General features: G+C 47.1%; 24 protein-coding genes, 1 tRNA gene and 1 pseudogene. 19 read left to right on the top strand and 7 right to left on the bottom strand.

Annotated elements, in window-relative coordinates:
- Window positions 1-127 precede the first annotated feature (127 nt).
- From lptF to EHV07_RS20345, 4 genes are all read left to right on the top strand, one after another.
- On the top strand, window positions 128-1,228 hold the full coding sequence (gene lptF, locus EHV07_RS20360; protein WP_147199956.1) for an LPS export ABC transporter permease LptF: 1,101 nt from the start codon (window positions 128-130) through the stop codon (window positions 1,226-1,228).
- Window positions 1,228-2,304, top strand: a complete 1,077-nt coding sequence (lptG, locus tag EHV07_RS20355) for an LPS export ABC transporter permease LptG (protein ID WP_147199955.1) — start codon at window positions 1,228-1,230, stop codon at window positions 2,302-2,304. Before lptF ends, lptG begins: the two co-directional genes overlap by 1 nt.
- A 386-nt stretch (window positions 2,305-2,690) precedes the next feature.
- Entirely contained in the window at window positions 2,691-3,098 is a 408-nt protein-coding gene (locus tag EHV07_RS20350) for a YsnF/AvaK domain-containing protein (protein WP_147199954.1), read from the top strand.
- A 28-nt stretch (window positions 3,099-3,126) separates the two neighbouring features.
- Window positions 3,127-4,080, top strand: a complete 954-nt coding sequence (locus tag EHV07_RS20345; RefSeq protein WP_147199953.1) for a YsnF/AvaK domain-containing protein — start codon at window positions 3,127-3,129, stop codon at window positions 4,078-4,080.
- A gap of 57 nt (window positions 4,081-4,137) precedes the next feature.
- On the opposite strand, the gene EHV07_RS20340 is transcribed toward EHV07_RS20345, so the two are convergent.
- The gene (locus tag EHV07_RS20340; RefSeq protein WP_147199952.1) at window positions 4,138-5,418 is read right to left on the bottom strand and encodes a DUF445 domain-containing protein; all 1,281 of its coding nucleotides are present in this window, start codon (window positions 5,416-5,418) and stop codon (window positions 4,138-4,140) included.
- A 170-nt stretch (window positions 5,419-5,588) separates the two neighbouring features.
- Here EHV07_RS20340 and EHV07_RS20335 point away from each other — a divergent pair, with 170 nt between their 5' ends.
- Both EHV07_RS20335 and EHV07_RS20330 read left to right on the top strand, forming a co-directional pair.
- The gene (locus tag EHV07_RS20335; protein ID WP_147199951.1) at window positions 5,589-6,209 is read left to right on the top strand and encodes a LysE family translocator; all 621 of its coding nucleotides are present in this window, start codon (window positions 5,589-5,591) and stop codon (window positions 6,207-6,209) included.
- A gap of 323 nt (window positions 6,210-6,532) precedes the next feature.
- Window positions 6,533-7,138: a DUF1640 domain-containing protein gene (locus EHV07_RS20330; RefSeq protein WP_147199950.1), complete on the top strand. Its 606-nt coding sequence runs from the start codon at window positions 6,533-6,535 to the stop codon at window positions 7,136-7,138.
- Between the two features lie 235 nt (window positions 7,139-7,373).
- Here EHV07_RS20330 and EHV07_RS20325 read toward each other — a convergent pair whose 3' ends face one another.
- Complete coding sequence (locus tag EHV07_RS20325; RefSeq protein ID WP_147199949.1) at window positions 7,374-7,880, bottom strand: DUF2501 domain-containing protein; 507 nt, start codon at window positions 7,878-7,880, stop codon at window positions 7,374-7,376.
- A 547-nt stretch (window positions 7,881-8,427) separates the two neighbouring features.
- Between EHV07_RS20325 and EHV07_RS20320 the strand changes: the two genes are divergently transcribed.
- From EHV07_RS20320 to EHV07_RS20295, 6 genes are all read left to right on the top strand, one after another.
- Window positions 8,428-8,512 (top strand) — tRNA-Leu (locus tag EHV07_RS20320).
- 552 nt (window positions 8,513-9,064) lie between these two features.
- Window positions 9,065-11,254: a type I Zorya anti-phage system protein ZorA1 gene (gene zorA1, locus EHV07_RS20315; protein WP_147199948.1), complete on the top strand. Its 2,190-nt coding sequence runs from the start codon at window positions 9,065-9,067 to the stop codon at window positions 11,252-11,254.
- A 13-nt stretch (window positions 11,255-11,267) separates the two neighbouring features.
- On the top strand, window positions 11,268-12,011 hold the full coding sequence (gene zorB1, locus EHV07_RS20310) for a type I Zorya anti-phage system protein ZorB1 (RefSeq protein ID WP_147199947.1): 744 nt from the start codon (window positions 11,268-11,270) through the stop codon (window positions 12,009-12,011).
- Entirely contained in the window at window positions 12,008-13,687 is a 1,680-nt protein-coding gene (gene zorC, locus EHV07_RS20305; RefSeq protein WP_147199946.1) for a type I Zorya anti-phage system protein ZorC, read from the top strand. Before zorB1 ends, zorC begins: the two co-directional genes overlap by 4 nt.
- A complete protein-coding gene (gene zorD, locus EHV07_RS20300; protein WP_147199945.1) occupies window positions 13,687-16,935 on the top strand; it encodes a type I Zorya anti-phage system protein ZorD in 3,249 nt (1,082 codons plus the stop codon). Before zorC ends, zorD begins: the two co-directional genes overlap by 1 nt.
- Window positions 16,936-17,305: 370 nt before the next feature.
- A protein-coding gene (locus EHV07_RS20295; RefSeq protein WP_371419655.1) for an IS3 family transposase occupies window positions 17,306-18,414 on the top strand; the annotation gives its coding sequence in 2 pieces (ribosomal slippage) (window positions 17,306-17,567 and window positions 17,567-18,414; 1,110 coding nt in all).
- A gap of 68 nt (window positions 18,415-18,482) precedes the next feature.
- On the opposite strand, the gene EHV07_RS20290 is transcribed toward EHV07_RS20295, so the two are convergent.
- Both EHV07_RS20290 and EHV07_RS20285 read right to left on the bottom strand, forming a co-directional pair.
- On the bottom strand, window positions 18,483-18,827 hold the full coding sequence (locus EHV07_RS20290; protein WP_147199943.1) for a hypothetical protein: 345 nt from the start codon (window positions 18,825-18,827) through the stop codon (window positions 18,483-18,485).
- Window positions 18,824-19,192, bottom strand: a complete 369-nt coding sequence (locus tag EHV07_RS20285; protein WP_147199942.1) for a tlde1 domain-containing protein — start codon at window positions 19,190-19,192, stop codon at window positions 18,824-18,826. The genes EHV07_RS20290 and EHV07_RS20285 overlap by 4 nt, the downstream gene beginning before the upstream one ends.
- A 226-nt stretch (window positions 19,193-19,418) precedes the next feature.
- Here EHV07_RS20285 and EHV07_RS24985 point away from each other — a divergent pair.
- The 4 genes and pseudogenes from EHV07_RS24985 to EHV07_RS20265 all read left to right on the top strand — a co-directional run.
- Window positions 19,419-19,836 (top strand): annotated as a pseudogene (locus EHV07_RS24985) (IS3 family transposase); the annotation flags it as partial.
- A 446-nt stretch (window positions 19,837-20,282) separates the two neighbouring features.
- Window positions 20,283-21,134 carry a YPO3983 family protein gene (locus tag EHV07_RS20275; RefSeq protein WP_147199940.1) on the top strand — a complete coding sequence of 284 codons (852 nt, stop codon included), beginning with the start codon at window positions 20,283-20,285 and terminating at the stop codon, window positions 21,132-21,134.
- Entirely contained in the window at window positions 21,121-21,564 is a 444-nt protein-coding gene (locus EHV07_RS20270) for a DUF943 family protein (RefSeq protein WP_147199939.1), read from the top strand. The genes EHV07_RS20275 and EHV07_RS20270 overlap by 14 nt, the downstream gene beginning before the upstream one ends.
- A complete protein-coding gene (locus EHV07_RS20265; RefSeq protein ID WP_147199938.1) occupies window positions 21,557-21,946 on the top strand; it encodes a DUF943 family protein in 390 nt (129 codons plus the stop codon). Before EHV07_RS20270 ends, EHV07_RS20265 begins: the two co-directional genes overlap by 8 nt.
- A gap of 101 nt (window positions 21,947-22,047) precedes the next feature.
- Here the strand turns inward: EHV07_RS20265 and symE are convergent, their stop codons facing one another.
- The 3 genes from symE to EHV07_RS20250 form a co-directional block, all read right to left on the bottom strand.
- Window positions 22,048-22,383 carry an endoribonuclease SymE gene (symE, locus tag EHV07_RS20260; RefSeq protein ID WP_147199937.1) on the bottom strand — a complete coding sequence of 112 codons (336 nt, stop codon included), beginning with the start codon at window positions 22,381-22,383 and terminating at the stop codon, window positions 22,048-22,050.
- Between the two features lie 239 nt (window positions 22,384-22,622).
- On the bottom strand, window positions 22,623-23,267 hold the full coding sequence (locus tag EHV07_RS20255) for a bifunctional 2-polyprenyl-6-hydroxyphenol methylase/3-demethylubiquinol 3-O-methyltransferase UbiG (protein ID WP_147199936.1): 645 nt from the start codon (window positions 23,265-23,267) through the stop codon (window positions 22,623-22,625).
- On the bottom strand, window positions 23,267-24,280 hold the full coding sequence (locus tag EHV07_RS20250; RefSeq protein ID WP_147199935.1) for an HNH endonuclease domain-containing protein: 1,014 nt from the start codon (window positions 24,278-24,280) through the stop codon (window positions 23,267-23,269). Before EHV07_RS20250 ends, EHV07_RS20255 begins: the two co-directional genes overlap by 1 nt.
- A gap of 361 nt (window positions 24,281-24,641) precedes the next feature.
- On the opposite strand from EHV07_RS20250, the gene EHV07_RS20245 reads away from it, so the two are divergent.
- The 3 genes from EHV07_RS20245 (at window position 24,642) to EHV07_RS20235 (ending at window position 26,486) form a co-directional block, all read left to right on the top strand.
- Window positions 24,642-25,013: a hypothetical protein gene (locus EHV07_RS20245; protein WP_147199934.1), complete on the top strand. Its 372-nt coding sequence runs from the start codon at window positions 24,642-24,644 to the stop codon at window positions 25,011-25,013.
- A gap of 152 nt (window positions 25,014-25,165) precedes the next feature.
- A complete protein-coding gene (locus EHV07_RS20240) occupies window positions 25,166-26,008 on the top strand; it encodes a YPO3983 family protein (protein ID WP_147199933.1) in 843 nt (280 codons plus the stop codon).
- Complete coding sequence (locus EHV07_RS20235) at window positions 26,001-26,486, top strand: DUF943 family protein (RefSeq protein ID WP_168199653.1); 486 nt, start codon at window positions 26,001-26,003, stop codon at window positions 26,484-26,486. Before EHV07_RS20240 ends, EHV07_RS20235 begins: the two co-directional genes overlap by 8 nt.
- Window positions 26,487-26,488 lie beyond the last annotated feature (2 nt).

Below are 26,488 nucleotides of genomic sequence, written 5' to 3'. Positions count from 1 at the left end.
CACCGAAACACGATTGTTGTCATACTAGTTTAGCTATGAACGAGGCCATTGATAGAAAAAATGGCGTATAAGCGATGAAACTATCGATTTTCCTGCAAAAAGACAAGTTTTCACAGGCGTATTCAGCGTGATCATCATTAGATATCTGGTAAGGGAAACGCTCAAAAGCCAGCTGGCTATCCTGTTTATTCTGCTGCTGATCTTCTTTTGTCAGAAGTTAGTCAGGATCCTGGGAGCCGCGGCGGATGGACAGATCCCCACAAATTTAGTTCTGACATTATTGGGTCTTGGGGTTTCAGAGATGGCGCAGCTCATCCTGCCTCTAAGCCTGTTTTTAGCCATTTTAATGACTCTTGGTCGTTTATACACCGAGAGTGAAATCACCGTGATGCATGCCTGCGGCCTCAGTAAGGCCGTATTGGTTAAAGCGGCGATGGTCCTGATGCTATTCACAGCGGTGGTGGCGGCGGCCAACGTCGCGTGGCTCGGCCCCTGGTCGGCGCGTTACCAGAACGAGGTAACGAAAAACGCCAAGGCCAATCCGGGCGCGGCCGCGCTGGCGGCAGGGCAGTTCCAACAGTCGGGCGACGGCCAGTCCGTGATGTTTATCGAGAACGTCAAAGGCAATAATTTCGGCAATGTCTTCCTGGCGCAGCTGCGGCCAAAAGGCAACGCGCGTCCGTCCGTCGTGCTGGCCGATCAAGGACACATGACGCAGCGTGCGGATGGTTCGCAGGTTGTGACGCTAGATAAAGGCACGCGTTTCGAAGGCACCGCGCTGCTGCGTGATTTCCGCATCACTGATTTTGAAAATTATCAGGCGATTGTGGGCCATCAGGAAGTGGTGCTGGATCCGAACGATGCCGAACAGATGGGCTTCAGTACGTTGAGGCATTCGCCAAGACCGGAATTCCGCAGCGAGCTGCACTGGCGCCTGACGCTGGTCTTCTCGGTACTGGTCATGGCGCTGATGGTGGTGCCGCTGAGCGTGGTCAATCCACGTCAGGGACGCGTGCTGTCGATGCTGCCAGCAATGCTGCTTTATCTGGTGTTCTTCCTGCTGCAAAGCTCGCTGCGTTCCAGCGGGGCGAAAGGGCGGTTAGATCCGGCCATCTGGATGTGGGTGGTGAATATCGCTTATCTGGCGCTGGCCGTGCTGCTTAACCTGTGGGATACGGTGCCGATGCGGCGTCTGCGTGCCCGATTCAGTAAGGGAGGCTCCGTCTGATGTTCGGCGTTCTCGACAGATATATCGGTAAAACGATTTTCAACACCATTATGGCGACGCTGTTTATGCTGGTGTCGCTCTCCGGCATCATCAAGTTTGTCGATCAGCTGCGGAAAACCGGCCAGGGCGACTACACCGCGGTGGGTGCCGGCCTGTATACCATTCTCAGCGTGCCGAAAGATATCGAAATCTTCTTCCCGATGGCGGCGCTGTTAGGTGCGCTGCTGGGCTTAGGGACGCTGGCACAGCGTAGCGAGCTGGTGGTGATGCAGGCTTCAGGCTTCACCCGTATGCAGATTGCAGCTTCGGTAATGAAAACCGCAATCCCACTGGTTATCCTGACCATGGCCATTGGCGAGTTTGTTGCGCCGCAGGGCGAGCAGATGGCGCGTAACTATCGCGCTCAGCAGCTGCTGGGCGGTTCGCTGCTCTCCACGCAAAACGGCCTGTGGGCGAAAGATGGCAACAACTTCATCTTTATTGAAAGCCTGAAGGACAATAACGAGCTGGGCGGCGTCAGTATTTACAGCTTTAACCCGGCGCGTCGCTTACAGTCGGTACGTTATGCGGCTACGGCGAAATACAATGCGGATAAAAAGGTCTGGGATTTGGCCGAAGTGGACGAATCCAATCTGCAGGATGCGAAACAGGTTACGGGCAGCCAGACGTTAAGCGGTGAATGGAAAACGACGTTGACGCCGGATAAGCTCGGCGTGGTGGCGCTGGATCCTGACGCATTGTCGATTAGCGGACTGTATAACTACACCAAATATCTTAAGCAGAGCGGACAGGTTGCAGGACGCTATCAGCTGAATATGTGGAGCAAAATCTTCCAGCCGTTATCGGTCGCGGTGATGATGCTGATGGCGCTGTCGTTCATCTTTGGCCCGCTGCGCAGCGTGTCGATGGGGATGCGCGTCGTTACCGGCATCAGCTTTGGCTTCCTGTTCTACGTGCTGGACCAGATCTTTGGCCCACTCAGCCTGGTTTACAATATCCCGCCGGTGCTGGGCGCGCTGCTGCCAAGCGCCGCGTTTATGGCGATCAGCATCTATCTGCTGCTGAAACGCCGCTAGTTCCCTGCCGCCACGGGCTTCCTGTGGCGGCATGACCTCCAGCCTCTCCTTATCGTTATCCCGCTTTTCGCCTGCCGTTTCGTATTAATCCTGGTATTAACAAGGCATCATGAAATTAACCAGGATATATCCGTATTGACTTTCAATTATTTAAAGCGAAACGGCACGGTGTTCTAAATAAGCATAAAGTTCAATTTAATTATCAAAAAAAGCATTTGTATATATTCCTTCAGGATATACAAAATCTGTTACATGTTGCGTGATAATTAAAAGTGCGAAATGCGATTCAACGACTATCATTATTTGTGTGTGCAACACAACGTGACGGTGAGCAAAAAGTTGATTTAGCCAGATGGCAAATTTTCACCTTCTCTAAGGTAAAGTTTATGGGAAATAAAAACGAGCCACTCGCTAAAAATATGGAACATGTTGAAACGATGCCACTTGCCGAAGAGCAGGCAGAAATTGCCACTCATCGCAAGGTCGACAGCCGCGTGCAGCTTACGCGCTCCACCCATGAGGTAGAGAAGCTGCTGCAAGCTGAACTGACGCATGAGCATGTTGAAATTAAACATGTTGCAAAAAACTGTCCGGTTGCAGATGACTATTCTGCTGAGGTTCGTCAGGAAGGGGATGTGTTTATTATTCCCGTCATTGAAGAACAGGTAGAAATAGTCAGAAGGAAAGTGCTTAAGGAAGAAATACATATCCACAAACATATAAATAAAGAAGAGTTTCAGCAGAGCGTCACTCTGCGTAATCAGGAAGTCAAAATTACGAAGAAGAAACTTTAACGTCAAACCTGTTAACGAGGATCTATTTATGTCACATGAAAAAATTGTCACCGCATTCAATCAGGTAACCCAGGCTGAGGCGGCAAAACAGAAATTGATCGTCGAAGGTATTGCAGAAAAAAATATTGATATCATCTCTGGCGAAAGATTACGCGTTGAAGATAAAGAGATTCGTCATCCAAGCTTCTGGCAGCGCCTGTTTGGCGATGATGTTGACGATAACTACGCAAGTGAATACAGCAAAGCGCTGCGTTCAGGCGGCGTACTGCTGACAGTACGCGCCCCGAAAGATCAGGCCGACCATATCGAGCATGAACTGAGCGCTTTTGCCGCTGATTACTCTTCACTGCATGCAAACGATCGCGACCCAATCAATCGTGATTTTGCCGGGGAAACCAACGATCTGGGCACCAATCAGCGTGCGGCAACCGGGCTGGCCAGTGATGAAAACATCATTAACCCGAACGGGCCACTTACCAATACCGACACCACAGCGAACACCTTAGGCAACACCAACTCGCTGACGGGCGATCGTGCGGTTTCCGAAACCAACCGTGAATCCCTGAAGCTGGCTGAAGAGCAGGTGGATATTGGTAAACGTCAGATTAATGATGGTTCTGTACGTCTGCGCCGCTTTACGGTAGAAGATGAAGTGGCCGAAGACGTGTCGCTGTTCGACCAACATGCTGAAGTGTTCCGTACCGCAGTCGACGAGCCGGCGTATTTGAATGATGTGGACTGGTCAGATAAAACCATCTCGGTGGAAGAGTCTCATGAGATCCCGACCATTGAGAAAACCGCCCGTGTGAAAGAAGAAGTGGGCCTCCGCGGTGAAGAAACTGCTCGCGTCGAGACCGTAAAAGATACCGTGCGTCGTCAGGAAGTGGAAGTCGAGCACAGCAACGAGAATCGTCTGCGCGATGATAAGCTCAATGCCGAAAATCCTTTGCGTGACGACAAACTGACCGACAAGAAATACTAAGTCGGCCACCTCGTGTAGCCGCTCCTGATAACGGCTACAAAACGAAGCCCGCCCTGTTTATCTCAGCAGGGCGGGCAGCTGCGACATTGCCCACAGCAGCAAACCAATGGCACCGCCCACAACGGTGCCATTGATGCGTATACGCTGCAAATCCCTGCCGATATTCAACTCCACCTGATAAGACATATCTTTTGCATCCCAGCTTTTCACCGTATCGCTGATATGACGGCTTAAAAACGCCGAGAACTCTGGCGCAACGCTGACGGCGGCCTCTTCCATATGCTGATTAAGCGATGCTCTTACCTGCCGGTCCTGCATTAACGTCTCGCCAAACCATTGTCCCGCTGCGCTTACCTTAGCGTGCAGCGTGGAATCTGTTTTATCCAAATCCTCTTTAAGCCAGCGGCGCAGATCGGCCCACAGCTGACTGATGTAAGTATTCAGCGCCTCGTCCTGCTTGAGATACGCTTTGATCTCTTCCGCTTTTAGCTGCATTTCCGGATCGTGGCGCAGACGCTCAATCAGCCGCTCCACAGCGCGGTTAAACCCCTGACGCAGCTCGTGTGTTCCATCCTGTTCGATATCGTTAAGAATCGACTTCACGGCGTTAGCGGCAAGCTCGGCACTCTTTTCTCCCACCCATTCGGTCGGCAGCATTTTCTCTTTGATCGGATGTTCGCGCTTCAGCCAGCGCATTACCTGAAGCGCAATAAACTCGTGCGTGGCAGGTTTGTTAATCAGCTGGAGCAGCTGGCTGATAGCATCGTCCAGCAGCGCCTGATGACGGTTATTTTTGGTCAGGCTTTCCAGCACCATCGCTGCCGACTGCGACAGATCGACCTTATCAATGGCTTTGTGAATTGCGCGACGCATAAAGGCCTGGATGCGCTGGTCGTCGGCCAGATCGAGAAAGCCGCGCACCATTTTCAGCAGATAACCGCTTAGCCTTGCTGCGTTCACCGGCGTACTCAGCCAGTTAGCGATGATTTGCGCCGGATCGTGACGGCGGATCAGCGCCAGCAGCGAATCGGTGTTGAGGAATTTATCCTGCACGAACAGCGCAAGGTTATCGGCAATGCGATCTTTGTTGCGCGGAATAATGGCGGTATGACGGCCAACCAGCGGGATCGGCACGCGGCGGAACAGCGCGCTGACCGCGAACCAGTCGGCTAACGCACCCACCATCGACGCTTCTGAGACAGCTTTTAGCGCGCTAACCCAGGCGTTGGCCGGAAACCAGAGTGGATAAAGGACGGTCGCGATAAACAGGATTGCAGCGGCACAAAGCAGCAACAGCGGCAGACGTTTGGCTCTCGCCAGTTCGGTTTCTTTATTCATGAGCAACATAGTCGTTATTAGGTGACTACTGATAATGCAGGCGAGCAACGACAGATGCAAACGAGCGCTTAATGCTTTAACAGCGCTTAAAAAGTGTGGCGTCAGATGATGACAGCGTTATTTTTTTCAGTCATGTTTAATGAATACTCTTTCACTGGCGGGAGAAAAAAATGGAAGCGAACCTTATTGCAGTAGCGACGATTGGCGGTGCGCTGGCGTTAGGCGCGATGAGTCCGGGCCCCAGTTTCATTTTGGTAGCGCGTACGGCATTGGCCTCTTCAAGACGAGCGGGTATGGGCGCGGCGCTGGGAATGGGCGTGGGTTCAATCGTGATTTCCCTGGTTGCGTTGATGGGGCTGCACACGTTGCTGGCCGCAGTACCCTGGCTGTGGCTGATATTAAAGACCGGCGGCGGTATTTATCTGCTGTGGATGGCGTTTAAGATGTTCCGTCACGCCCGTGAGCCGCTGCATGTTGAATCTAACGCCTCTGTCGGTAAAAGCTTTCGCCGCGCTTTCCTCACCGCTTTCGGTACGCAGATCAGCAACCCGAAAACGGCAGTGGTATTCGCCGGGATTTTTGCCGCGCTGTTGCCGAGCCATATCACGCCAGTGATGTATGTGGCGCTGCCGATCGTATCGATGCTGGTGGATGGCCTGTGGTATGCGTTTGTCGCGTATGCGCTTTCTTCAAGCGGGCCGCGTAATACCTATCTGCGCTATAAGACTACCTTCGACCGGATAGGCGGCAGCGTGATGGCGATGCTGGGGATCAAGCTGATAGTGAAATAATGATGCGGTTGTCTGTAAGTTCTGTGTCTGCGCAGGGAACACGCTGCTTGATCGGTATTGTTTGCAAGACGCGTTTGCTGAAAGTCTGGTGTCCCCTGCGCTTTGCGGGTTGCCGCTGCCTGTTAAATATATTCGCTGAAGGTATAGTTATTAATTTCTGGCTGAATGGACGTTGCAGAGTCATTTCAGGAAAATTGAGAGCGGCATTACGAAACCAGGCATTGCCCGCCTGCTGAATAAAGAAACGATAACCTTAATTTTGCTCTGGCGGTATCATCTCCTTCAATGGAAAAAAAGATAATATAATGACAAGGAGTGTCACAATGGTACAGTCGGGTAATCTGAATAAAAAGGTCACTTCGTTTTCAGTAGATGCCGGAAAATCGAAAACCAGCGGCGGAGGTGGGGATATGGAATCCCGTATAGCCAAACTTGAATCTGATGTTGAGAATATCAAAGTCAATATTATTGATATTAAAGAAGATGTGCGTGAGCTTCGTGTAGAAGTTAACGGGGTAGAAACCAGCTTACGCAAGGAAGTCAAAGACGCAGAAACCAGCTTACGCAAGGAAGTCAAAGACGTAGAAACCAGCTTACGCAAGGACGTCAAAGACGTAGAAACCAGCTTACGTAAGGAAATCAAAGGGGTGGAAATCAGTTTACGTGAGGAAGTCAAAGCCGTAGAAACCAGCTTACGCAAGGAAATCAAAGACGTAGAAACCAGCTTACTTAAGGAAATCAAAGGGGTGGAAACCAGTTTACGTGGGGAAGTCAAAGGAGTAGAAACCAGCTTACGTGGTGATATAAGAAGCCTGGAAACTAACTTGCGCAGAGATATGAAAACAGATTTCCGCCTGATGTTTAGCGCGCTTATTACCTCAGTATTGGGGCTTGCTGCCCTGATGGCTAAAGGTTTTCAGTGGCTATAATTAACAGTAACGCTTCTGCTTAATAAAAGATATGTCGCAATAAAAAGGCATGCGTTATTTAACAGGTTCTCTTAATAAAAATATTGATAATAGCTTGATTTTGGTCAGTGGATTTTACCTGGGCACTATTTGACAGATCTTTGCGGCAAATATTCCCCATGCTTCAGGAAAATCCTGAAGCGTGGGAAACATGATGATCCGGGAAAGCAGGCGAGGGGACAGCCCCGCTGGTTTATTAAGAGATAAACTGTTTGCTCTGCTTCAGCACCAGATCGCAGGCTTTGGTTTTTACCTTCTTGCCCAGCTCGGTATTGCCCAGGCTTTTCAGATTCACCTGCTGATCGTTACCGGTATTCAGCAAGCCCATCAGCCCCTGTTTGTAGTCGGTGGTTTCCTGCGCCTTAGTCGTATCAGTCAGGCCCAGTTTGCTCATCAGCTGATCTTTCACCGAACTGACATTGTTATCAACCACGTTGTTCTTCACACAGTATTGCAGCACTCCAGCCGCATTGGTCATGCTGTTGGAGCTGAGCTGCTGATTGCCGCCGTTCAGTAAGCCAGTCAGCGCGCCCAGCGAAGTGCCGCTGTTCTGCTGTGTCGTCGTCGTGCCTGAGTTGCTGTTCTGGCTAAGCGTGTTGGCCGCGCTGCTAAGCTGATCCTGCCAGCTGGCCGCCGAGGCCACGCCAGCAAACAAGGATGTAGAAACCGTTAATGCCAACATCATTTTAGTTGAAGCTTTCATTTTTATACCCTTTCAAAGTTATCTGACGCGATGAAACCGCATCACGCGCCGATCTCCACACTCAGACTGCGGGAATAGTGCGGAGTTCCCTGGCAAACCCTGCTGAGGATTCAGGAAAAACGGCTTTAAGAGTAGTCCTGGAAATGCGTACGCACCTGGCAAGTTTTCCTCAGGGCGAGGATGTCAGGTAAATCGTCGTCGAGTAGCTGGCAGCGTTGGTGAAACGGTAAATAGCGCCTTTTACTGAGAGATGGATAACGCTGTTGGTTATGTCTACTTTGGCGTTCTTGTCAGAGGTTGAATAAAACATCTGACGAGCGAGTTCTTATGCCTGGCAGATGCAGCCCATTACCTTACCTGCAATGAAAGTGTTCCCTGCGAGAGATGATAGTTAATTGGGCAGGTGAGGCAGGTTTATGAATGGAAAAGGGAGAGTGGTATCGTCTTTTGCTGCATTTTCCATCAGTTGCACGTTCGAACGCGGATAGGGGTTGCGGAAACAGAAGGTAAAGGTATAATCCACAACGTTTTCCGCATACCCTTCAGTGCCGAAGTGGCGAAATCGGTAGACGCAGTTGATTCAAAATCAACCGCCGCAAGGCGTGCCGGTTCGATTCCGGCCTTCGGCACCATAAAGTTTGGTATGAAAATCAAGTCACCTCAGGGTGGCTTTTTTTGTGCCTGAAATTTGGGGGCAGCGAGGCGGGTCTTGCTTCTCTTTCGATCAAAAATAGTTGAGCAAATCCTTTTCAAATTATTGATATAAATGAAATTTCATGCATATACCTGTCCAGTGATTTCACTTCTGATTAGCGTCTTAATGATTGCTCAATGTATTTGTCAAGTGATGCGATTTAAAGCAGTGATGAGTCAAAATTATGTGATTTATCGGATTATTTCTCTGCAAACTGTTTTCTACTTGTGATCTTTGTATAGATTGTTATGATTTTCAGGACTAATCCGGTTGCAAAAGCCTCTGGTGGTTTGACTTTTTCACTATCCCTAAAATGGTTACAAAGTCAGCCGACCCAGCCATGTTTCACGCCTACCTGATTTTTCTTATTTTCTCTGGCGCTAAAAATTGTTTTTTTAAAAATTCAAATTATTAGTCGCCGTATAAGCAACTATAAAAATTCATAGCCAGACGTTGATAAATCCTTATTACTTTATTCAGAGAGAAAAAAATGCATGTGATTGACTTATTATTAACTATGTTAACGTCAGTGCAACCTTACCGGGTCCCGCTGACGGTTGGTGGTATTATTGTCTTGTTCTCTGTTTTTTTCGTCTGGCTTTATGTTGTTAAAGCTATAAAAATTTCTCGTAAGATAAATAAGCAGAAGGATGATATCTCAACCTGGAAGGAAGATGCTCCTGAAACTAAGCTGAGAAAATTAAGCGACCTATTTACCAAAACTGCAATGGAGCATGCATGGAGTGAGTTCTCTAAATCGCTTCATAAGCAAAGGGATGTGATCGATGGTGAGCTGAAACTAAAAAATATTCGAGCAACTGCGCCCGCCGCCGCTTATTTTACTGAGCAGCAGTTAGTTGATATTCCGCTAAGCACGGAGTTTATCAAACATCTGCCTGGCATTTTGACTGGCGTAGGGATTATTGGCACCTTTTATGGTTTAATGATTGGTTTATATCATTTTGATCCCAGCACACCTGAACAGGTTACAAGCAGCGTAGCTGCACTACTGCGTGATGTTCTTTATGCTTTTCTGGGATCATTTTTTGCTATCACTGCATCCATCGCAGTTACCTGGCTTGAAAAATTTCTTATTGCTAAATGCTATAAAAACCTTGAAAAATTGGCAGCGGCTATCGATCAATTATTCGAAAGCGGCGTCGGCGAGGAGTATCTGGCAGAGCTAGTTAAATCAGGTAACGAAAGTGCCACGCAAGCGAAGCAATTAAAAGATAGCCTGGTGACTGATCTCCGCGAGATGTTGCAAAACCTGGTTGCAAGTCAGGCAACAGAAAATGAAAAGCTGGCTCAAACGCTTTCTTCAACCTATCGTGACAGTGGCCAGATAATGGCAGAACAGATCGGTGGGGCTATCGAAAATAGCCTCAAATCACCTTTAGATAAAATAGCTGGTGCGGTACAAACGGCCAGCGGAGAGCAGACCGGACAGGCTGCGACCGTATTGCAAGATATGCTAAGCGCATTCATGACACGTCTTGATAATACCTTTGGTAAACAATTTGAAGATATGCACGTAATGATGGGACAATCCGTTAGTGCTATTGAGGCTATGCAGTCTGGTTTCTCCAGCTTATTACAGGATATGCGTAGTGCCAGCGAGGAAACCAAGCAGGGAAGTACAGAACTGATAGCTCAGTTGATCAATGAAATGAAATCTGGTCAGGTGGCAATACAATCAGGGATGAGCGAGATGCTTGCAAGCCTGCAGTCTTCGGTAGCCAAAATTGGTGCTGAAGGAGAAGGTGCAGGCGAGCGTATGGCGAGACAGCTTGAAAAAATGTTTGCTGACAGTGAAGCGCGTGAAAAAGCGATGGCCGATCAAATGAAAGAATTTATCGCTTCTATCCAGCAAACCTCCGAGCAGGGCCAGCACGAAACGATGCAAAAAATGGCGGCATCAGTAGAAACGCTGGGTGAGCAGCTCGGCTCAATGTTTACGCAACTTGAGCAAGGACAGAAACAACTGACCAGTCATCAGCAGGACACGCAGGCATCCTTGCATCAGGAAACTCAACAGATAGTTTCTGGGTTCGACGAACAGATAAAAGCTCTGCTAATTGCATTAAACGAACAGCGAGAAGCCTCAGAAAACACTTTGCGCAGGCTGGCAGAGCAAACTACTACTCATCTGCAGGATATGCATACCGGAGCCGATAAGATGCGGGTGGCGGCGGATCGTTTTGAGACCGCTGGCGATAAAGTAAAAGAAGCCAATAACCTTACCGCAGATGTACTTAACAAGGCGCAAAGTGCAGGCAGTGAGCTGAGCATGGCAAGCCATGAATTGAGTTCCGTTGTTGCCGATTACCGCAATAATCGTGAGGCAGTGGCTAAATCTATCTCGCTGCTTGAAGGCGTTGTTGCTAACGCTCAGGCAGAGCTTGCTGCACGCAGTCAGTTTCTTAAAGAACTTAAACAGCACAGTGAAAGCCTGCATGATTACAATCGTGAGGCTAGGGAGTTCCTGGAAAGCTCAGGCCAGGTGTTGGCAAACGGATTTAATCAATTCTCTGACGGCATGAAAACCAGCCTTGATACTACTTTAGGAGCGTTAGACGCGAATCTGGATACTGCTGTTAAGCGCTTAGGTAGCGGTATTGATGAGCTGGGGGAAAGTATTGAAACCCTGGAAGAAGTTCTTTCTAAAGTGCCGGCATAAAGGAAGCTGAGTCATGTTCGGTCATTCTTTTCGTATTAAAGGCCGTCGTTCAGACGAAGCTGAGAAACCTTTTTGGATCTCTTATGCTGACCTGATGACGGCAATGATGGTTTTATTTTTAGTCGTGATGGTGGCATCGCTCAGCTCGGTGACCCAGCGTATTCAGCGCGTAGAGCAGGGTGAAAAACTCCGTGGGCAAGATATCACTCGTCTTTGTGAACGCCTGGAGCTGCATGCGAAAGAAACGAACCGGAATATCGTTGTGGATTGTCGTGATAACCGTATCAGCTTTGGTGAGGCTGGTCGGTTTGACCATAACCGCTTTTTTCTTAACGCCAATGGTCAGAAGGCGCTGCAGGATGTGGTGCCTCTTGTGCTTGATGCCGCTAACAGCGAAGAAGGAAAAAAGTGGTTTAAGCAAATAGTCATTGAGGGTTTTACCGATACAGATGGTTCCTATTTGTACAACCTGCATCTTTCGCTGCAGCGTTCAGAATGGGTAATGTGTAGTTTGTTAGATAGCCGCAGTTCACTACAGCAGCAAATCACCGCATTGCAGCAAGAGCAAATCCGTAAGCTATTTCTGGCTGGTGGCGTCTCATTTAATAATGCCAAAGAGAGTAAAGAGGCGAGCCGCCGTGTTGAACTACGAATGCAGTTTTTTGGCTTAAAAGATGAACACGAAAAAGCGGCCGTTGATATTGAAGGTGCAGTCACGCCGAATACGGAGAAGTGTCAGTTGGAGATGTCATTATGATGACTGCTCTATCCCGGCTGACAACGGAAATTGCGGCAACTGTAAAACGCCACACAGGTGAAGAAAGTACAGGCTTTGGCGAGTTTCCCCGGTTGAAAGCCGCTGAAGAACATCTGGCCGCAAATATGGTAATAAGCGAAAGAACTATGGTTCCCCCGCTTGAAAAACGTCTTATGGCGATAAGGGCTCTTCGCCAGAAAAAAGTGAAAGCCAGGGACAGGTATCACTGGCAGCTTATTTTTGCCGGATTAGCGGACAAAGATCCGGATGCAGCATTCCCAGTGTTACTGGAGGATGATTTACTCTATGGCGTAGTTCAGCAGGAAATACAGCGCCGCATTGATAATAAAAAACTCAAGAGAAGAGAGTGGAAGTTTTTATGTAGTAGCTATTTCGGTTACCACGTAAAAAAACCGGAAGAAAATGATAACTGGTGTTCTCTACGCGATCAGCTTCGTATCAGCTACATGATGATTAAGAGTCAGGTGCGTAGAGAAAAACGCTGGATGGCAGTCATTGATGAATTCAGCGATCTGTTTACATCTGAAGCAGGGAGCCTACTGGCAGAAAAAATGAGCGCAGGCGAGCTGGTAGATTTTTCAGCACTGGAAAATGTGGCTCAGGTACCTGATTTAAGCTGGCTATGGTATCGGGCTTTTGTAGTCTTACTAGCTAAAGTAGCAGGCTTAGATGATGACGGATTTAAAGAACGCTTACCTAATCTTTTGTCTCTCGCGCAACAGCGAGAGAGATACAGAAATACTATCTTACGGGCATGTTTAACCCGATATTATCGCTCATCCTTCAGAAGTACTCCGCATGCACAGCTCAAGCAGATGGCTTTAGAAAACTGGGGAAGTCCGCAGCTTCGCAGTAAACAGAATCTCTGGCTTAATCACCTGAAAGACCCGGAAACCAGCGAAAAAATCTGCGGAATGGTACGCAGCTGGTTGGCAAAAGAGGATCTGACTCACTTCTTCCAGCTGCTAAAAGGGAGTAAAGAAGTAGATCATGCTCGCTTGTTTTACTGGTTACGCTTCGCCAACCAGATGGGGTTTACCAGAATCGTTATGGGGCAAGATGCCCGTAATGACAAGCATTCTGATTTTATTGCATTCCGCGAAAAAAATAAGGGACGCCTGAGTAATCTCTATGGTGGCACGAGCGCTGATAACGCCGTGATTATGCAAATTGGTGACTATCTGTTTGTAGAGTTTTCGCGTACCGGAAATGCAATGTATGCCTATAAAATTTCCTCTGCGCCATTTGATCCTGAGAAAAACGACCTGCAGCTAAGTGAGCTGAAATCTGGCGATGTTAAGTATCGTCACGCCCCTACGGCACTGGGTTATAAAGATCATCACCTGACCGGCTGGATGTTATCGTACGAAGATGCGCTGCGTGATTTAGGTATTACATATCTTTCACCTGATAGTGATGTATTACCTGACACCAGCAAAGCTGATATATCTGTAAACAAGGTTCCCATAAATCAGCGTGAACAAGATATTCAACAGCTGCTGAAAGGATTGAAAGCAACGGTAAGCGATAAGCGTGGTATGGGCGGCGCTTTGCATATACGTTTGGCGATCAGCAACTCTGATGACATAGCCAAACTTATCAGGCTTGGTTTTAAACAAAAACACGGCGATCCGCTGACCTTCTGGAGTAGGTAATGCTAAAACGTTTGCTCAGCAAATTCATAAATTCAGGCTCCTCTGAACAAGTGGTAAGCCACAGGTATCATGCGGAAGATGCCGGGCTCTCTTTTACGTTCACGCTGGCCGATGAGGATGCTTTATGGCCTTTAGTGGCTTACATGGAACAGTTAGTCGAAGAGGATTATGTTGCTGAGCTTACCGACCGTTGGTTACTCACATGGGATGAATTATATCGTTTAGCTGAAGATGAGGATCATCAAACCAGTCTTCCCCTGTTAGGTGTGCCAGATTTTAAACCTCTAAAAATCTGCCTGGCTGGCCAGGGAGGATTGAGTGACGACGATTTCAGCATCTATATTCGTGAGTGGCGGACAGCGGATTCTGGCTATTCTGTTGATTTCAAAAGAACCGGTGCGTTCATCAGTGATGCCGCAGGCGCGCAATTACTTACAAAGGCAAACTGGCAACTGCTATCGGCTCTTCAGCAATTTCGCGATGAGCAGGCTCAAAGGCCAGGTGAAAAAACTAACCAGCTTGGCTGGGCGAAAATTCGTCGCCTGGCTAAAAAAGCAAATGCAGAGCTGGACCACTATCTTGCAAAAACCATTGTTGTAAAGCCGGAGTCGTTACAATTAAAGCTGCGGAAGGCGATGGTTCACGACACGCCGGTAATTGAAATTGAACCTTCATTTGAGGATCAACCCGATCAGTGGCTAAACACGTTTGACAGTAGTCAGCGTGTGCAGGATCAATATCGCGTTCTCGGTAAAGATGGATCGCTCAGCCATGTCATTATTTCGCCAGAGGTAAAAGAAGTCCTTTCTTCGGTTCATTCGATTAAGGGAAGGCGTGTTGCAGGTGATGATGCGATCTCTTTTGTCCGAAATCCTTACACGTTTATTGGTGAAGAGGCTGCAGGCGTTGTTCCACCTGAACAGCATGAAAAAGCATTGCACGATGCGCATATTTTCTTTCATCGTTTCTATGTTGAAGCGGTATTGGATCCTGAAATTGGCCGTATCTGCGCGATTTCTCTCACACTGGAACCCGTTACGGCCACACCTCAGGAAGCTGTTACTTTCTCGCTGGTGAAGCCTTTTGAGTTTGCAAAATTTATACAGGAACTCTCTGTAAAACTGGCATCAGGACTACCTGCTGGGATTTGGCAAGGCTTCGAATTAGAGCTGAGTCAATTAACGCTGGAGCAGTTGCAGAGGTATCAGGATCTGCTTTTATGCTGGCAGCAAGAAGTCGCTGGTGTGGAATTCGATGATGTATTGGATATTAATAAATATGGCGATCGGGTCATCGGCATAGGTGAATTTCAAAAAATCTCTTCTCCTTATCTGGTTAAAAGCGAGAGCGAAAACTGGCTGCCTGATGAAATTGCAGAGTCGTTACTCGGCGCGGATTTTTTCGACGGTTGGGATCGAGAGAGTGAGGAACAGCTATCAGATCTCGACAACCGTATTGAAACTGCTGAAAAACAGCAGGATGACAGCGTAGCTATGCCGTGGAATGAACATCTTTTACCTGTAGACGATGCGAAAAAATTATTGAATGACTGGAAAAAAAAGGTCACGGAGCAGGATCCTGACAGAGGAAAAGTAAGCGCGGAAGATAACAAGCGAGCCGTATTGTTGATTGAGCAAAATATTGAACATGCGGCCTATATCAGGCAGAGGCGTAAAGCGCTACTGGATGCAAGAGCAGCAGAGCCTGTCTTGCCCGTGCTGCTTAGAGGGCATATTCAACTCCGTGAGCATCAATGCCAGGGCGTGGCGTGGCTGCAGCAACTTTTCTTGCGGGCACCTGATGAGGTTTCAGGCTGCCTGCTTGCTGATGACATGGGATTGGGTAAGACCCTACAGATTTTGACTTTTTTGATGTGGTATATCGAAAAAAATCCTGATGGTTTACCGACAATGATTGTTGCACCAGTGTCATTACTGGACAACTGGGAAAGAGAACTCAATAACTTTTTCCATACCGACGGCGTGGAAGTCCTTAAACTCTATGGCGAAACGGTCAGAGACGTTAAGTTCCATAAGGATGAAATTCCGGTCGAATTGAAAGCACAAGGAATAAAAAATCTCCTGCGTCCGGGGTGGGTAGGCGATGCCAAAATCGTTTTAACAACCTACGAGACCTTGCGCGATCAGGAATTTTCCCTCGCTCGTCAGCAGTGGTCAATTATGGTTTGTGATGAAGCACAAAAAATAAAAAATCCGGCCGCACTGATAACACATGCTGCCAATGCTGTCCCTGCGCAGTTCAAAGTTGCCTGTACGGGAACCCCGGTTGAAAATACGCTGGTTGATCTCTGGAGCCTGTTTGATTTTGCCCAACCTGGTTTGCTCGGTGCACTGAATGACTTTGGTAAGAACTATCTCCGGCCTATAGAAGGAGCGCAGCAGCGCGACAGTAAAGCGCTTGAAAAGCTACGTGACCTTATCGAAGGACAGACTTTACGACGCACGAAAGAAGACGTGGCAAAAGATCTGCCCCTGAAACTTGAAGATGTAAACTGTAAGAATCTGAACATGATACCGCTACAGCGGGATCTCTATATTTCTTCTGTTGCAGCTTATAAAGATCAACAGAAAATTCAGGAAGAGTTGGCCCAGCCCGGCATGGGGATGCTGGGGTTATTGCACAGGCTTAAATTGATTTGTGCACACCCTTACAGTGTGAAGCCGGACAGTCGGTTAGAAGCTCATTCGCCGAAGCTTGAATGGCTAATGCGCACGCTGGAAAAGATCCACAAAAAAGGCGAAGACAAAGTTATTATCTTCTCCGAACTAAGAGAACTTCAAAGAGCACTGAAGAAAGCGATTCACGATCGCTTTGGTTTTATGCCTTATGTAATCAATGGCGACACAAGCACAAAGAGTTCGAGTGCTAACAACAGACAGAAACTTATCGACCTTTTCCAGGCACAGCCCGGATTCGGGGTGATTATCCTGTCAACGGTAGCGGTTGGATTTGGTGTTAACGTACAAAAAGCAAACCATGTAATTCATTTCACACGTTGCTGGAACCCGGCAAAAGAAGATCAGGCAACGGACCGTGCATACCGTATTGGGCAGACAAAAGACGTCTATGTGTACTACCCAACGGTAAGAGATGCGTCAATACCTACCTTTGAAGAAACATTGGATGCGTTACTGCAGAAACGGCGGGCGCTGGCGCGCGATATGCTCTGTGCTAAAGGCGATGTCTCGGTTGAAGAGTTTAACCAGGTTTTGAGTGCAAAACGGTAGCAATGGTAAGTTTCCCGCTCAATGGCGGAAGCCTCAAACTTGTACCTATTTTGGCGCCGGAGGAATTAAGTTAGGCTGATTTTATGAGATAATCCCAGCCACAATAACTGTGCATACATTGTTAGATTTCCGCTTAGAAATTAACCCATGGTGGAGTTTCCATTTATCAGGGATTAGACTCCAAAGAGCCGAGTTCTATTTGGTTTTCATAAAAAAGAGAACGTATTACATGGCTAAATCACCAACCAAGAAAGTTGGCAAAGGCTTCGAAGAGACCCTTTGGGATACTGTGACCCTGACCCGAAATCCTGCTCCATTCAGAAACAGAGTTCCGGCATAATAAATACTCCCCTGAACGGAGGTGGTGCCAATGAAAAAGTCACGATTCACCGAAGAGCAGATTGTCTTTGCCCTGAAGCAGGCGGAGCGGGGGACGTCTGTGCCGGACGTTTGCCGCAAGCTGGGTATCTCCGATGCCACGTTTTACACGTGGCGTAAGAAATACGGCGGAATTTCCCCATCTGAACTGAAACATATACGCCAATTGGAAGAGGAAAACCTGCGGCTGAAGAGGCTGGTTGCCGACCTCAGCCTCGACAAAGCCATGTTGCAGGACGTGCTGGCAAAAAAGAACTGACGCTGGCACGCCTGCGCGAATGGGTCAGGGATTTACAGGCCAGATACGGTGCCAGCGAAAGACAGATCTGTTTTGCGCTACGGCTCAGCCTCAACTCGTTCAGGTATCGTTCAGTTGCTGCCGATGACAGCGCGCTGCGCCTGCGAATCCGTGAGATCACCGAAACGCGAGTTCACTACGGATATCGCCGGGTACACGTGATGCTCCGGCGTGAGGGCTGGCGCGATAATCACAAACGGATATACCGTCTCTACTGTGAACAGGGTTTGTCGCTGCGCCTCAAACGGCCACGCCGCAACAAATCCGCTCAGCGCAGGCAACCGCAGCCTCAGGGCCTGTATCCGAATCACGTCTGGGGCATGGATTTTGTTTCTGATGCTCTGTTTGACGGGCGCAGACTGCGCCTGCTGACGGTTATCGACCTGTACACCCGCGAGTGCCTGGGGATCTGCGTGGGGCAGAATTTGCGTTCAACAGAAGTGGTAGAAATGCTGAACAGCATAGCGCTCAGGCGTCCTTTACCACAGTTGCTGAAAACTGATAATGGTTCTGAATTTGCAGGTAAAATGCTGGACAGGTGGGTATATGAAAGGGGTATCCGCATTGACTTCTCACGGCCGGGCACACCGACGGATAATGCGACGGTAGAGTCCTTCAACGGCAGGCTTCGGCAGGAATGTCTGAACGAGAACTGGTTCATGTCCCAGGAGGATGCACGGTGCAAAATTGAGGCCTGGCGCATACACTATAACCAGAGTCGTCCCCATTCTGCACTGGGCTGGATGACCCCCTCCGAATTCGCCAAAAAATCTGCCGGTTGCCAGAATATGCAGCCAGACTGAAGCCGGTTATTCCTGATTATGAATGGATCACATACGGGGAGCGGGTCAGTAACTTTATTACCTGATGCTCATTCATCATGATTTATAGTTGTTTTACTAACCTGATAAACATTCACCTCGCTGGCTGAACATTCCTCACGGGTTGCATCACTTTGTGTGATCACATCGTAAGATTTACCGCTTTTGTCATTAAAGGTGAAATGATAAATCTGAGTAAAAACGCCACCTTTTTTTGGTTCGCTGGCAAGTAACCTAACGACAGTTTTCTGTTCATCAAGCAGAGTGACATCAACTATCTTTTCATTTTTTAACCATACTTCAGCCATGCTCATGGGCCAGGAATAACAGTCTGGCATCTTGGCGGTGGCAGATGCTGATACCACCAACAGTAATGGTAGTAAAATCTTTTTCATTGAATGACCTCAACCTGTCGATCACCGCTGGCCCAGATGGCTTGACGGATATTGAGCGGCATGACAATGCATCCGTTCGAGGCACTTCCCGGATGTGCAGCACTGTCACCATGAATCAGAAACCCGGCACGACCAAACATGACATTAGTAGATGCAGGCTGAAGGCGCATTGAGTAGTTACCTGTGTGCGGGTGATGAAAGGGATGTCCAGTGATGGTATATCGTCCTCTCGGCAAGGGGCCGATATCTGGAGTAAACTGCATGGCGGGATTGTTTTTCCCAGAATCTTTACCAGCATACCCTGTTGCCACCAGTTTTCCATTGCGGGACAGACGCCCCGTACTCTGTTGAAAAATCCAGCTCATAAATTCGCACATCCTATGCAAGGTTGTTAGTTAATAGTTCCATCTTAAACCAGAAAATAAAAAAATAAAATTTATACTTTTTAGTTTTCATCGGTCTGACGAATATATTTTAATTATATAATTCATGATCTTATTTATTATTAGTGTCATTTTAGACTAGCTCATTAGATTACCAGACACTGCAACTCTCTTACAATAAGAGGTAGTCTTTGAACCAGGTTCAACCCAGTCAGAGCAGGATGCGCTGCTGGTGGTTAACGCGAAACACGAATACCGGTCATGCGCGGACATCATCTGCTTCGGGTACGTAAGCCAGCGGCTCTTCAGCGTAAGGACGCGTGGCGGTCAGTGAGAACAACCGCTGCTGGTGCTCAGATGGCTTTGAGTTCCGCTGCAACAACGGGGGAAAGTTACGCGTGACCTTTGCCCAGGAATGCTGTGTCCGTGAAATTATTGACTGGGTAGCGGGCACAGGTGGCTATGACAAAGAAACCGTGCAGGATGTGATGCCGGGTACGGTGGTAAAGCGCTTCGGACAGCAACTGCCGTTAGCGTTCAGCCATTACAACGAACACCATCCGCACAGTGCGCTGAGATATCGCTCACCACGGAACTATATGCGCAGGGAGTTATCGCAACCGTAAAAGAGAAAAAGCGTCTGGCTATATAGGGGCAAATCCACGAAGGTTGAAGTATGTGGTCATGGTTTCAGAACGATAGATCTATTTTAGTTGACCACTACATTACACAACTGAATTTCGCAATTAAAGCGCTGCCGCTTGCTAAACGAATTGGTGTTGCTGCCGGGGATCGCGAACTCAGTCTCTGTTAATGAAAGTTTAATATCTGACGCAGCAAATAGCAGCAGATAATGATCTCGTCAGAGCGTGAAAGTAAACTGGTCGCTGAAAATGTCTGCCTTATCTACGATGCCGCCGTCCTTCAGGCACGCCCCCAGCAACCTGGCACCCGGGCAATATTCCTAATTCCTATCCTCTGCAAATCGGGCATTTACAGCGCATTTTAGCAGCGTATGATTGAGCGTTATCTGTACAAATGAAATGGATCTCTACACACAAGGAAGCGAGACATGACAGCTCTAAAATACCCTTTTACTGTATTCAAAAGCCAAAGACATATGGATGATTACGATGCCAGTGATATGCGTTGTGGTGACCTGTCCGAAGCAGACCTTAAAAGAAAACTTCACTTAGTCGATGTTTCTGCCAGAGCCAATCCTTATACGCTGACAAAAATCACCCCTTTTAACCAGCCGCAATCGAGGTTTTACGGTATGCATGGGCAGGGTGAAAAGATCACTAAAAAGGAATGTATCAGAATCCTCTTTGATGAACTTCGTCATCTGTCTCAGCCGTTCGCTGCCAGTGGTCCTTATAAAATCCTAATAGAAAAAATGATCGCTCATATGCATGATAATAAGGGTACGGCGTTCAGAAGTCAGTATCTTAATCAGGCATTAAAAGAACAGATAAATAACGATAATTCTAAAGAAAATAGTTCACGCTTGCTTTTAAAGAAAGTATTTGACTACCACATCGACTGGAAAAATGGATTTTATCCGGATAACAAGAAGGATGAGCTGGTAAAAGCTATCACCTTTTGTAAATTGCCAAAATTTGACAGGTTTCAGGATAATTATAACGGTATGGGTATAACGGTTCACGATACCTGGGCAACTCATATCACTATAAAATCGCTTAAATTTGATAAGGATTCATACTCTGCAATTGTACATTACAAGATACAGGACCACTTTGGTCTTGATGGTAATGATATTTTGAAATTCAAGTTTAATCAGTTTCGTTTTTTTCGTATCTGGTTTGTTCTTCAGCGTTATGAACAATTCGCATTTAAACCTTTTATGACCAATATGGAAGCCACAATAGAGATTATCGGAGAGCGCAAAAATGATAATAAATAAAAAAATCCTGCTCACATCGTTAACAGCAGGCGGTGTCCTGTTGGCAGCACTCCTTTGGTTATCGCTACGCCCGGTCGAAATCATTGCCGTTCATCAGGATGGCAATTACAGCTCTGTTCTGGTTAGAAATTTTCCAATTACGGACAACGGTAAAATTAACTGGTGGCTAAAAAATAAAAGTTTGCTAAAGACCCAATATGGTATTCCTAAGCCCGCCTCCTATGGGAGTTACACTATCATCTTTTGGGATTTTGGTGATGGCTATAAAGAGGAGGGGAAATATGACAGGCTCTGTTTTACTGACATGGAAACCAAAAAGAACTGCATTGAAAAAGAAAAAGTTATGACTATCCAGAGGATTAATAAGAAAAAGCCGTTTTTTTCAATTAATGGTAAGGAATATAAAACCCCTGGGGAAAGTGATGATTAAGCACTTTGTTATAATGCTTATCATTATTATCTGCGTTTGCGCTGCATGGCATACATCAAGACCCGTAGAGATCATTGCTGTACATGATGGTAATACAATATTAGTTAAGAACTTCCCGATTTTTAAAAACAAGCAGATTGCCTGGTGGGAGAGTAATAAAGAAATGATAAAGAATAGATATGATATCCCGCGGCCAGATGAAGAAGGCTACTATGCCATTTACGTTCAGGGGTTCGGTGATGGATATCATAGAGATGGTGAAAGAGAAGAGGATGCTGACTTACTTTGTTTTAAAGACATGCCTGTAGAGGCGCATTGCATCAACAAGGATCCTTTACTAACTATAGGCAATGCCCGCAATGCGCCAAGTTACTTTGAGTAACCCCACGTACGGCTCACAAGGTGGCTGAATTTTTATTACTCATCAATATGCAAAAAGGGGCGGCCTGCCCATGGTGACGGTAAGGGCGGGCCAGCCACACCTCAAATCCGCTTACCGCCAACAACCCCAATAAACTCCTGAACCTGCCGCTGTTTGCGTGCAGAGAGCTTACAAACCTGCCGTAGCGACTTCATCAGCTCGGGTTCTTCCGGCTCAGGAGCACGGCTGGTGATCACCAGGCATCCGTCCATCACCCGCACATCGACGGCTGTACCGGTACTAAACCCAGCGGCCTCAAGCCATTTTCCTTTCATAATCAGCGAAGGGATCCGCTCATAATCTGGGAAGGTGCTCGCATAGCTCACTTTTATCCGGCGCGCTGCGTGGCCCGGCACTTCTTTCAGATCTGTTTCTGCACTACAATCCTGTTCAGCCATAATAACTAGCTCCGATAGTTGTTGTGGTCAGCGGTGTGAATGTGTTCCCGCACATTCACGCCGCGATTAAATTACCCTGTTATTATATCCAGCTGCATGCCGTATCCTATCTTTATATTAATGCAGATTTAGAAAATGAATGATGGCTCGCAAAATTAAATGCAATCAATGAAAGTGCTTTCATGCCATGAAATACAGGCAGGGATGCTATTTAAATTAAACTATTTACTTCCACAAACTCATTTGCTTCCTTTTAGCAATATCCCATTTAACCAAACCTCGCTACCACGTCCAGGCCTTAAATCCCCGGTTTTCCAGATATCAGCGATCGTAATCGCATTGATGCCTTCATCCGCTTTATTATCGCCCCGTTCAGTATTACTGCCACCTTCGTTACTCAGCCCGGCAACCAATGCCTTTAAACCGATCTCATCCAGATCGGTAAACGTCCGCCCATCCTTTTCCCGCTCGCCGTTGCCATATTTAAAAGAGAGATACCACACGCCGCCAGGCTTCAACGCGTTCGCCAGCGATGCCATCACGCCGGGCAACTCAGCTTCAGGAACATGCAGCAGGGAAGCACAGCACCAGATGCCGTCGTATTTCTCAAGCTCGGTAACGTCCTGAAAACGCATCAGTGCAACCGGTTTACCGCATAGCTGACGAGCCAGCTCAACCAGTTCCGCAGAAGCATCAAAAGCATCCACCTCATAGCCCATTGCGCTGAAAGCTTTGGTATCCCGCCCTGAGCCGCAACCGGCATCCAGAATGCGTGCGCCGGGCTCCAGGTGCGCCAAAAAACGTTGATAAAGCGCAGACATATCTACGTCTACCGTATCAGCGTAAAAGCGCTGAGCATGTCGTTGGTAGTAGTCTTCATTCATCAGAAAACACTGTCTCCCTGAGCGTCGGGCTGCCATTCATGTAACAGCGTAAACTTTGCGGTGTTCCAGCTTTGCTGTAGATAATGTTGCCGCTGTTCCGGCGTGTTGCCCGTCTGACGGATCAGCGTCTCCCGCAGCGGTAAATGACTGTTAATAAAATATTCGTTGCGATCGTGCAGGCGTTGCAACAGCGTTGTGGTTGGAATACGGGTGAACTTTCCCTGAGCGCCACGATTACAGCTCTGGCAGGCCAGCACCAGGTTCCATACGCCGTTAAGGTTGCTGATTTGAGCACTAAGCGTGAGAGGCAGAAAGTGATCCACGTCGGCGAGATCCGTCGCGCCCGCTACTACGCTAACCGCGCGGAAGCAGTAGAAGCAGTGGCCTTTCTGATAGCCGTTCAGGCTGCTTCGACAGCTGGTAATGGTAATACGTCGGTTACTCTGACGGCTGAATAACATCTTGTCGTTTGCATCGTATTCCACTGCAATCAGCTGGCTGGAGACGTTCATGGCCCACGCTTCTTCGACCAGTCGCCATCTGGCGTCGGTTTCCTGAATCAGATTGGGAAACTGTTCCTGTTCGGTTAGCGTGTAAAAATTATCCGTCAGCCGAATCCCTTTATGCGTTTTGCGTTCATCCAGGAAAAAGCGCTTGTCGATTTCGGCGCTGTTCACGTTATGAAAGGCGTCAATCACGTTTGCAAAACCGCGCTTCGCAGTGAGGGTAATCAACTCATCTTCAGAGATTTCATCTTCATTAAACCGCCTGCATGCATCAAGGAACTGGCTGCTCTTACTGGTGATCTGTTTCGGTGCCTGCTTCAGATGCGCACACAGATGGCGTGCAAAAGGCGCAGCCAGTGTTTCCAGCGTAATGAGGTCGTTATCCGGCTGCTTCAGGTCATACAGCGCGTGGGCGAGGGCAAACTTGTAAGAGGCGACGTTTTTGCCAAAAAGAATAACGCCGCGCCAGTAGTTTTCAAGGCGGGGATCGGCCTGATAAAAACGCATGCAGGATCCTGTTTTGTGAGACGGCTCGTAAAAATCAACGTAACAGGATCACATAACAAAAACCGCTATTTGTAAACTGAAAAAGCTCGCAGCGACGTTACCGGCGGGTTGCCTGGTGAAAGCTATTTTTTAAAACAAACATGGAGGGAAGCCGTCTGGCTGATGGTTGTATAAAGACGAGTAATAATTTCCAGAAAAAATTAATGCCGGAGAGAGTTATCACGCATGAAAAATCCTGTGTAAAGAAAAGGTTTATTTTTTCCTAATATTAATGAAAATGCTTACATTCAATTTTTTCTTCAAATTCATAAGTGGAAAATATACTATTCGTAAATGTCGTAATATCTTGCCCAGAAAATAAATGGATCCTTCACTTTCTCAGGTAATCATTTTTGTACATCAGTTCTCGAAAGCGCCGCTTGCTTCTGTCCATGAACAGACCTTGCTGGAAGCCGATCTCGGTATTACCGGCGATGATGGCGTGGAGCTTATAGAAGCGGCAGAGAAAATCTTCAGAGTCGATTTTTGCTCAACAGAACAGAGTTTCAGTACAATATTTTCTCTTAAAGAAAACGAGTATCTTTTTAACAGCGAAGGTCTGGACCTGCTGGGGATCTGCCGATTGTTCGACTGGATCCGAGGCATTCCCCGGCCAGTCATTCGCGATCTCTCTGTTGGTCAGCTGCATCGGGCGCTGGTCGAAGCCTGTAACGTTCATTTGTTAGAGGCTTAAGGCTGAATGAAGACTCAAGCGATGACTAAATCGGGCAAAAATCTTAAATTACCTTCAGAAGAATAAGGGTATTTACAGGCTGTTTTAGCAGCGTATGATTGAACGTTATATGTGCAATTTGAATGAATCTTTATACGCAAGGAAGCGATACTATGGCAGCTCTGCAATTCCCCTTTACCGTATTTAAAAGCCAAAAGAAAATGGATGATAGCAGCGCCAGCGATATGCGCTGTGGTGACTTATCTGAGAACGAACTGAAAAGAAAATTTCACCTGGTTGATATATCCACCAGAGCCGATCCTTACAAACTGACTAAAATCACCCCCTTCAATCAACCACAGTCGCGGTTTTACGGTATGCATGGGCAGGGGGAAAAAATCACTCAGCAGGAATGTGCCAGAGTTTTGTTTGATGAGTTTAGAAGCCTGTCGCGACCTTTTGCCGCTTACGGTCCCTATAAGCATCTTATCGAAAAGATGATTACTCACCTGCAGGAAGGTGAAGGCCAGGCATTCAGAGATCCTTTGTTGGACAGCGCTTTAAAGGAGCAAATACTTGATGATAAATCTAAAAAGTACAGCTCTTTTCTGCGACTTAAACAGGCACTAGCCTCTAACATTGACTGGAATTTATGCTGTTTTGATAATGCAAGAAAGCACACTTTAATTGATGCGGTAAAAACCAGTATTCTTCCTAAATTTTGCAGGTTTCAGGATAATTTCAATGGTATGGGAATTACTATACATGATACCTGGGCAACCCATATTACTGTCTCCTCACTAAAAATTGAGAAAGATGCGTTTCAGGCAGTTATAAACTATAAAATTCAGGACCATTTTGGCCTGGATAATGATGATATTATGAAGGCGAAATTTAACCAGTTTCATTTCTTCCGTATATGGTTTTTGCTTCAGAGATATGACAGGTTTGGTTTTAAGCCTTTTTTTACCAATCTGGAAGCGCGAGTGGAAATTAAATGGAGTAAAAATGATTAGGAAATGGATTGCTATTTTTCTGTTTTTTATCGTTGCTATGATAATGGCTATTATGGGATTGCGGCTGGCCATCCGTCAGCCTGAGATAATCGATGTGTTCACTCAGAATGATACCAGTAACGTTATTGTGAAAAATTTCCCGTTGACGGATAAAGGGAAGATTGACTGGTGGCTTGATAATAAAAATACGCTGTTTGAATCGTATGGTTTCCCTAAAGAAGATAAAAGTTATGGGACTTATACCGTAACGTTTTGGGATTATGGTAATGGTTACAAGAAATTTAGAGAGCCAGAGAGTTCATTTCTTAATTTTTTTTATAATGAAATGTATTGTTTTGATAGCGAAAAAGAAAATGAGAGGTGTTTGGATAAAAACATCCTGTTGATAATTAACAAGTCAACAACGGGTATTGTCAGTTATACGACAGAGCATAAATACTATCAAAAGAAAAATGGTGATATCTTTGAGGGTGAATAATA

It is taken from the genome of Pantoea sp. CCBC3-3-1, from assembly GCF_007981265.1.
Lineage (GTDB): Bacteria > Pseudomonadota > Gammaproteobacteria > Enterobacterales > Enterobacteriaceae > Erwinia.
Note: the sequence above shows the minus strand (reverse complement) of the source record. Positions and strands in the feature narration are given on the sequence as shown.

Excerpts from the sequence above, each read along its gene's own strand:
- lptG (WP_147199955.1), top strand. The coding sequence starts at position 1,228 with ATGTTCGGCGTTCTCGACAGATATATCGGTAAAACGATTTTCAACACC.
- EHV07_RS20350 (WP_147199954.1), top strand. The coding sequence starts at position 2,691 with ATGGGAAATAAAAACGAGCCACTCGCTAAAAATATGGAACATGTTGAA.
- EHV07_RS20345 (WP_147199953.1), top strand. The coding sequence starts at position 3,127 with ATGTCACATGAAAAAATTGTCACCGCATTCAATCAGGTAACCCAGGCT.
- EHV07_RS20340 (WP_147199952.1), bottom strand. The coding sequence starts at position 5,418 with ATGAATAAAGAAACCGAACTGGCGAGAGCCAAACGTCTGCCGCTGTTG.
- EHV07_RS20335 (WP_147199951.1), top strand. The coding sequence starts at position 5,589 with ATGGAAGCGAACCTTATTGCAGTAGCGACGATTGGCGGTGCGCTGGCG.
- EHV07_RS20330 (WP_147199950.1), top strand. The coding sequence starts at position 6,533 with ATGGTACAGTCGGGTAATCTGAATAAAAAGGTCACTTCGTTTTCAGTA.
- EHV07_RS20325 (WP_147199949.1), bottom strand. The coding sequence starts at position 7,880 with ATGAAAGCTTCAACTAAAATGATGTTGGCATTAACGGTTTCTACATCC.
- zorA1 (WP_147199948.1), top strand. The coding sequence starts at position 9,065 with ATGCATGTGATTGACTTATTATTAACTATGTTAACGTCAGTGCAACCT.
- zorB1 (WP_147199947.1), top strand. The coding sequence starts at position 11,268 with ATGTTCGGTCATTCTTTTCGTATTAAAGGCCGTCGTTCAGACGAAGCT.
- zorC (WP_147199946.1), top strand. The coding sequence starts at position 12,008 with ATGATGACTGCTCTATCCCGGCTGACAACGGAAATTGCGGCAACTGTA.
- zorD (WP_147199945.1), top strand. The coding sequence starts at position 13,687 with ATGCTAAAACGTTTGCTCAGCAAATTCATAAATTCAGGCTCCTCTGAA.
- EHV07_RS20290 (WP_147199943.1), bottom strand. The coding sequence starts at position 18,827 with ATGAAAAAGATTTTACTACCATTACTGTTGGTGGTATCAGCATCTGCC.
- EHV07_RS20285 (WP_147199942.1), bottom strand. The coding sequence starts at position 19,192 with ATGAGCTGGATTTTTCAACAGAGTACGGGGCGTCTGTCCCGCAATGGA.
- EHV07_RS20275 (WP_147199940.1), top strand. The coding sequence starts at position 20,283 with ATGACAGCTCTAAAATACCCTTTTACTGTATTCAAAAGCCAAAGACAT.
- EHV07_RS20270 (WP_147199939.1), top strand. The coding sequence starts at position 21,121 with ATGATAATAAATAAAAAAATCCTGCTCACATCGTTAACAGCAGGCGGT.
- EHV07_RS20265 (WP_147199938.1), top strand. The coding sequence starts at position 21,557 with ATGATTAAGCACTTTGTTATAATGCTTATCATTATTATCTGCGTTTGC.
- symE (WP_147199937.1), bottom strand. The coding sequence starts at position 22,383 with ATGGCTGAACAGGATTGTAGTGCAGAAACAGATCTGAAAGAAGTGCCG.
- EHV07_RS20255 (WP_147199936.1), bottom strand. The coding sequence starts at position 23,267 with ATGAATGAAGACTACTACCAACGACATGCTCAGCGCTTTTACGCTGAT.
- EHV07_RS20250 (WP_147199935.1), bottom strand. The coding sequence starts at position 24,280 with ATGCGTTTTTATCAGGCCGATCCCCGCCTTGAAAACTACTGGCGCGGC.
- EHV07_RS20245 (WP_147199934.1), top strand. The coding sequence starts at position 24,642 with ATGGATCCTTCACTTTCTCAGGTAATCATTTTTGTACATCAGTTCTCG.
- EHV07_RS20240 (WP_147199933.1), top strand. The coding sequence starts at position 25,166 with ATGGCAGCTCTGCAATTCCCCTTTACCGTATTTAAAAGCCAAAAGAAA.
- EHV07_RS20235 (WP_168199653.1), top strand. The coding sequence starts at position 26,001 with ATGATTAGGAAATGGATTGCTATTTTTCTGTTTTTTATCGTTGCTATG.